This is a genomic window from Salinivibrio sp. EAGSL, assembly GCF_013366455.1.
GTDB lineage: Bacteria > Pseudomonadota > Gammaproteobacteria > Enterobacterales > Vibrionaceae > Salinivibrio > Salinivibrio costicola.
Genome location: NZ_JABWMG010000015.1, coordinates 94,179 through 100,535, shown reverse-complemented (window position 1 = coordinate 100,535; position 6,357 = coordinate 94,179). Strand labels below are relative to the sequence as shown.

At 40.8% G+C, this 6,357-nt stretch carries 4 protein-coding genes and 2 pseudogenes; 2 read left to right on the top strand and 4 right to left on the bottom strand.

Annotated features, from left to right (window positions below; genetic code table 11):
- Positions 1-409: pseudogene (locus HLG76_RS10745) on the bottom strand (hypothetical protein); the annotation flags it as partial.
- 3 nt (positions 410-412) lie between these two features.
- Entirely contained in the window at positions 413-1,711 is a 1,299-nt protein-coding gene (locus tag HLG76_RS10740; protein WP_175993636.1) for a site-specific integrase, read from the bottom strand.
- Positions 1,712-2,289: 578 nt separating this feature from the next.
- On the opposite strand from HLG76_RS10740, the gene HLG76_RS10735 reads away from it, so the two are divergent.
- The gene (locus HLG76_RS10735) at positions 2,290-2,625 is read left to right on the top strand and encodes a helix-turn-helix domain-containing protein (protein ID WP_175993635.1); all 336 of its coding nucleotides are present in this window, start codon (positions 2,290-2,292) and stop codon (positions 2,623-2,625) included.
- A gap of 27 nt (positions 2,626-2,652) precedes the next feature.
- Positions 2,653-3,376 (top strand): annotated as a pseudogene (locus HLG76_RS15205) (HipA domain-containing protein); the annotation flags it as partial.
- Positions 3,377-3,523: 147 nt separating this feature from the next.
- Here HLG76_RS15205 and HLG76_RS10725 read toward each other — a convergent pair.
- Both HLG76_RS10725 and HLG76_RS10720 read right to left on the bottom strand, forming a co-directional pair.
- On the bottom strand, positions 3,524-4,762 hold the full coding sequence (locus HLG76_RS10725; protein ID WP_175993634.1) for an HNH endonuclease: 1,239 nt from the start codon (positions 4,760-4,762) through the stop codon (positions 3,524-3,526).
- Between the two features lie 434 nt (positions 4,763-5,196).
- Entirely contained in the window at positions 5,197-6,339 is a 1,143-nt protein-coding gene (locus HLG76_RS10720) for a hypothetical protein (protein WP_217706557.1), read from the bottom strand.
- Positions 6,340-6,357 lie beyond the last annotated feature (18 nt).

The following is a 6,357-nucleotide window of genomic DNA, read 5'->3' as shown; positions in this document are numbered from 1 at the left end:
TCAACCGGCCAAGATAATTGTCGCTAGACCGGCCACCGTAATTGTCGCTCAATACTCTATCGCCAACTAAGTAGTATTCGAAAACTTTTGCAATCAAAGTGTTCTCTTCGTTTAGAGATAGGATAGAATCTCGAACTTTTTTATACTGATCTGAAGTTTTTTCTGCAACTTCCTTCAAATACTCTCTTGGGTGCTGCTCCTCTTTACCTCGGATATTCAGCATCGAAATTTCAATCTTCCCTGGTACCCGCTTTTGAAAGTATGCATACAGCTTAACAGCCCCGATCTCATTCCAATGGTAGATATCCTCTACCTCACATCCGAGAAGCCGCGTCGCTCGCTCAACAGTGCAATACTCAAGAGGCAATAAGGGTGGCAACTGAATACCCAGTTCCTTCTGTGATGACATGGCTTAATCTCTCCCTGCAAATGCCACTACATTGGTGACAGTGATGTTTTCGTTCAGTCGTTGTTCCCATGATTCCAAAGCCCTTCGTTTCTCGGGCAGGTATTCATAGCGGTCATAGTGTTTGCTGGATACGTCATTTAGCGCATGGTTCTGAATGCGGTCCCGCAGTGATTTAGAAATGCCAATCTCGCCCATCAGAGTTTTACAGGTGCGGCGAATGTCGCGGGGAGTGAATGACGAAACAAAAGGTGTTGCCTCACGGTATCGGGTAACGGCCTGAGAAAGCGAATCCATTCGGATATGCTCATTACGGTTTAAACGGTGCGGAAAAATGAAGTCAGAATCTTGGTTTACCTCGCGCAGTTGGTGAAGAACCACCAGCGCGGATTCAGTCAGGGGAATGATGTGCTCTCGCTTATTTTTAGATAGATCACGACTTACCAATAGCGACTTTTGTTGCCAATCTACCGCCTCCCACTTCGAAGCCGCCAGCTCATAAGGTCGCTGGCCCCCGGTATAGAGGCAAAGCAAAATGAGGCACCGGATAGTATCGCCCATTCTAAATCGTTCATATTCCCCGTTCAGATCGGCGATTAGCTGGATCACTTCACCTATTTTCAGGTAATGGTTACCCACACGTTCTGCATCTTTTTGTTTGGGGATAGCCGTCATTGGGTTAAACACCAAGCCAAACTTGGCCTCATCAATGAAATTAGCAGGGTCGTTATCGTGCCTTAGCCCGTAGTTAAACGCGGCCATCAGATAGCTGCGTACACGGTTTGACTGCGTTTTCGCCCCGCGTCTTATCATTTCCGCCAACACCAGTTTTAACTCGTGTGGGGTGACATTCTTGGCCTTCGTTTCAGGAGGTATAACCGGATACACTTCCTTCTCAAGAGACGCGAGAACGGCTTTGTGGGTACGCTTACCGTCTCGCACCATTTGTGCGACATAGGCTTCAAACAATTGCTGTATTGAACCCTTCCTTGCTTCTTCACGCTTTGCGCTCTCCTGCTCACGCTTTTGCGTTTCGATTTGCTCTTTCGGATCAACCCCTTGTAAAAGCAACTCCCCCAGCTCTTTCTGTTTTGCCCTTGCCTCAGTAAGCGACAGCGCAGGAAACTGCCCTAACGGAATGAACTTCGCTTTACGATCCATAAAGTAACGAAACACAAAACGCTTTCCGCCTTTTGGCGTGACTTGCACTGCCAGCTTGCCCGTTCCGCGTTCACTATTACTGTCCCATTCATAGTAGGGTTTAGCTTTGGGTTTTAGCCCCCGAATAGCACTTACCGTTAACATGGCACACTCCCTCACTCAAAGATTCCCTTGTTTGACTACGGCGATTTTTAGTCAAACAATTAGTCAAACAAGAGCGTACCTGAATGAGACTATGCGAGAAAAGATAAACTGAAGAGGTGCTTGTAACTCGTTGAATTAAGTCACAAATAAACTAATATGAGATAATGTGAGATTTTATCGAAAACAGTCATATCACGACTCATAATCGATTGGTCCCCAGTTCAAGTCTGGGAGGGGCCACCAGTCATAGCAAGGCGTAGCAGGTTAGTACCTACTACGCCTTTTTTGTATCTGCCGATTTTGGGTCAGGTAATGGGTCAGGTAAGCCCCGATCACGCACTCTTCTCTGTCTTCTCCCAATATTAATCCGAATACTACGCTGTTGCCAAATGCGTCCTTCTGGCTGATAAAACTCTCTCATAGAGAACAAAGAGAGGTATTAAACTCGCAAACCAGCCATAAGTAACTTAAATTGCACTTATAGCTAATTTCTTATACAGTCACGACAAAAGTGAATTATAGTGAACTTATATATTAAGACGAACCCAATAGTGACAAAAGTACATTAAAAGGCACTTATGAAAAAAGGTAAGAGTGTAAAGGCACAACCTATGCCTGATTTGAATACCGAGTTCAGTATGGAAACGCTGGGGAGCGCCATTCGCTCAAAACGCACCGATAGAGGCTGGCGTATTGATGATCTCGCTTCAAAAGCCAACTTATCTCGCAGAACAGTCATGAAAGTAGAAAAAGGCGATACCAGTGTCACCTTTGCCAATGTACTCATCCTCATGGACATCTTAGGGCTGTCGTTACGCCTTATCGACCTAAACCTATTTGCTCGTCCACATAGCCAAATAACCTCCCACGCTGAAAACAGCGTGATAAGCAGTGAGGACGGTTGGTATGAGTAAGTTGCAACAGCTAGACGTGTTTATTGGCACATGTTCGGGCTGATTCGTAAGCTTGGTGCGGAAATATCTGGCGCATTATCTTTTCGAGTGTCAGGTTCGGAGCCTCAAGAAACCCGCTTTAGGCCTGTACCTAATGAGGAGTTGGTAGACTGACTAAAGCGTAACTTTACACCTTTAGTTTATTGGGACGGTAAGGTTCACCTTTCGGTTGCTGGTGTGTAAAACAAGTTAAACGTACTTAAGCGCGGTGATGAATGGGGGATTGGTGAAGGAAAATTAAGTTCAAACTACATTCTGAAGTATGAAAGCGGTAAAGCACCGTGTATTGCTGTTTATGAGTTCTTCTGCATGACACTAGCCAAGCTAGCTGGTTTGGATGTTGCTAATGTTGAGTTAACTCGCATTGGGAAGACGAGGACACTGAGCATAGAGCGGTTCGATCGAGCCTATATCGCGACTCGTGATGTCTTTCAACGAAAACATGTGATTGATGGCTGTCAGGCAACTGACTTACCTCCAGGTTATCGGCGCTCTGCGCGATTGTTCAGGTACCAAGATGGCTTCCATAATGGTAGAAACCGTTGGTGCTATAAAAAATGCCCTGAAGGAAGCGGTTGGCCTTACCGATGCTCAAGGAACCGATGATGGAGAGCGTGAACACATAGAGCTATGTGTGTCACTAATCCAAACGGAGTGTGAATACTTGCTAAAGCAGGCCGACGGTGTGCCAGAGATGAGTGAGTTTCTTTAATGGTAAACCCAGGGGCTATAGTAATCAATTTATAAATTATTTTTGGACAAAAGTGCGTTAGGGTGTCAGCTCAAACGCACTCTAGTAGGATAAGTAAACGTATCTTGAAACCTTATATGCTTGTTAGGTTATCAGATAAACTACCGTTCAAAATTTTCTAACTTGTTTCTGGGTGATTTCGGCCGCCACAACTTGATACAGTTTTCCTGTACCCATGGTTTTTACAAAATATTCACTATCATTATCAAAATAATACCTTGAAATAACCAAATCCTCACACCTGGAAAATTCAACATGACTTCTTTCTAATAGCTCATGAACTAGAAATGGATATCTTTCACCATTATATCTATATAGCGGAATTTCACCTTTTTCGTTTCCTTCGTATCTATAGTTAGGATCGCCCAACTCTTTGGCTTCATCCTCGCTTCTTAAATTGTAAGCGAATCGAAAGCTGTGCTGAGAGGCAAGGCATTTGTTGACGACGTCACTAAACTTATACTTGTTAAATTCTCTATTTTCAATATCATTTAGTCCGACTATTGTATCGTGAAAATTTAAATATTTTTTATCTGACAATACTATACCAACATAAAATAGATTATGAAGCTTAACTAGACATAACAAACCATAGTTTGACTCGGTTAATATCAAATAGTGATTTTTACTTTCAAAATCTAAGTAGTCTTTAAATGGCTCAATAATTTTTGCATCTAATCCATTACCAATTATCGCATACTTGTTAACTTCTTCGTAGTTGGCACCTTTCAGCACTTTGGATATTTCTACTGCATTTTTGTCACTATAATATTCAGGAATAGAATCAACCGCAAACTCATACGCTATTTTGAGAAGCCCGATTTTGAACTTTAGTGTGTCCATCTCCCACTTACCACCAACCCCACCTGTTCGAATTTCTCTCCGAAATTCTGACTTTACGATGTCTGATTCAGGAATACCTTTTCGTTTAATGATCTTATTGATTAAAGTATCTATTTCTCTTTCATTTTCTGTGTCAACCTCTATTTCAATTGACTCTACAAAACCATTGCTTTCTTTCACTTTTACTATTGGGTGATATTTTATCTTAATATCCCCTTCATTTCCCACATCAATTCTAGCCTTAATTTCAGGCTCTTCTTTACTATAAAATGTTATTCCATAAAATGGATTTGGCACTTTTCCACTTTTACCTTTAATATTTTGGAAAAATCTATATAAATCTGTAAGCTTGTGATTTACTAAAGGCGAATCCACCAACTCTCCCAGCTTTGAGTTGCAGACAACACACACATTATAAATATGATAGAAACCACCGATAGAATCAGGTATTACGTGTTCATCACTCATTTTTTCTTGAGGTTCTCTGCAAATAATACAAAGCATTTAAATACTCCTTTTTATGATCATTAAATAAAAACTAATAATGGTCTTTTGTACCTCTATGATGCCGTCTTTCTTAACACACTTCAAAACTAAATCAATAACTTAGATCTAATTTTAAGAGTTTAGGTGTCTGCAAGCAACCTAAATCGATTTACACGCCATTTCAGATCCCCTTGAGGTTCGGGGCTAATCTTATGTCGTGCCGAGATTGATTAGAATGTGGGGTTTATGACGCGCTTACTTTTCATTTAGCCGATAGCTCCGAAAAACGGTTCTGGACAAAAAACGTTTTAGATATGTTGCTCTAAACCGTTTCGACCAGATTATAAAAAACAACTTGAAACCTTAAACGTTGTTAAGTTTCTTTTATACGATACTGAGTTCTTCCGTATATCGGATAATAGGCAGGCTTAATTGATCTGAACTGTCCACCATCAAAAAAAATGTGCGACGTTTGGAAATAAATCAGGATCTAAAGGATTTAGAGCATTCGGATTATGATAAATTGTTATAGAGTCGCTCCAATACTCTGCATACTCTCCATTAGTAACTTCAAACTCAAAATCTATGGGGATCTGATTGTTAAAATGTATGCATTGACCAACAAATTTGATATCTAGATCTCTTCTTCCAAATTCAGCCAAATAACCCATTCGCAAAAACTTACCGATTGTAGCTTGATTTGAGTGTATAATCGCACTGATATTATTGGCATCGTCTAGTGCAAAATAGTTCGATGGAATCACTTTGTCATTCCACCTATGCTCAGCTATTTTAGTTACCTCTTGTATCACTTCACCGTTTTCAAATCGATGCTGCCTCTCTGCACCATATAAATACCTTTCCAATGCACTCCTTGACCACATCATTGAATCTATTTGATGAAAATCATGGATAGCAATAAGTAATGGGTTACCCGCTACGTGCTCTTTCTCCCAGTACCTTTTGTTTAATTTAGAAAATAAAGGGCTGCCATACTTTATCGGCATGTAATCTTTTAAAATCCTTTCAATTTCTTCATGACTTTTAGGCTCAGGTTCATTGTCAGCATGTTGACTTGGATTAACTGTGACGGCTTCTACACAGATGCGTTGTCCCATTTTTTCTACAACATAATCTGGAGCATTAAACTCTCGGTTTATCATGAAGTCTGCTTCATGAAAAAAAGCGTACAGGTATAATTCCCACATTCTAGAATTAAATCCAGAACTTTGGAATTGCTCGATATAGTTGCCATCAGGATCTTCGAATGAATAAGCTATTTCTGCGATAAGCTCTTTCGCTGGACTAAAAAGGTCACATTCGGTCAATAACTTATAGTCATCAGGCATCGGTTCTCTTTTTTCGATGTATTCGAAAATAAGATGTTTTTTTCGGGTAATCACACCTTGCGGAAATTCTTCAGTACCATCTTTAGAGTGATGTTCCATCTTTCCCAACAAAATAGCTCTAGCATCAACAATTTTTGGAATGCTATGCTCTTGATCTATAAATCTAAAAACTCCTGCTTCATCTCTTCCAAGCACAATAACAACGTAATCTTTGTCAATTTGGACTTGATCCGTTTTACTGGACACGCATCGACGACCTGAGGA

Coding starts and splice junctions, on each gene's coding strand:
- HLG76_RS10735 (WP_175993635.1), top strand. CDS start 2,290: ATGAAAAAAGGTAAGAGTGTAAAGGCACAACCTATGCCTGATTTGAAT.
- HLG76_RS10725 (WP_175993634.1), bottom strand. CDS start 4,762: ATGCTTTGTATTATTTGCAGAGAACCTCAAGAAAAAATGAGTGATGAA.
- HLG76_RS10740 (WP_175993636.1), bottom strand. CDS start 1,711: ATGTTAACGGTAAGTGCTATTCGGGGGCTAAAACCCAAAGCTAAACCC.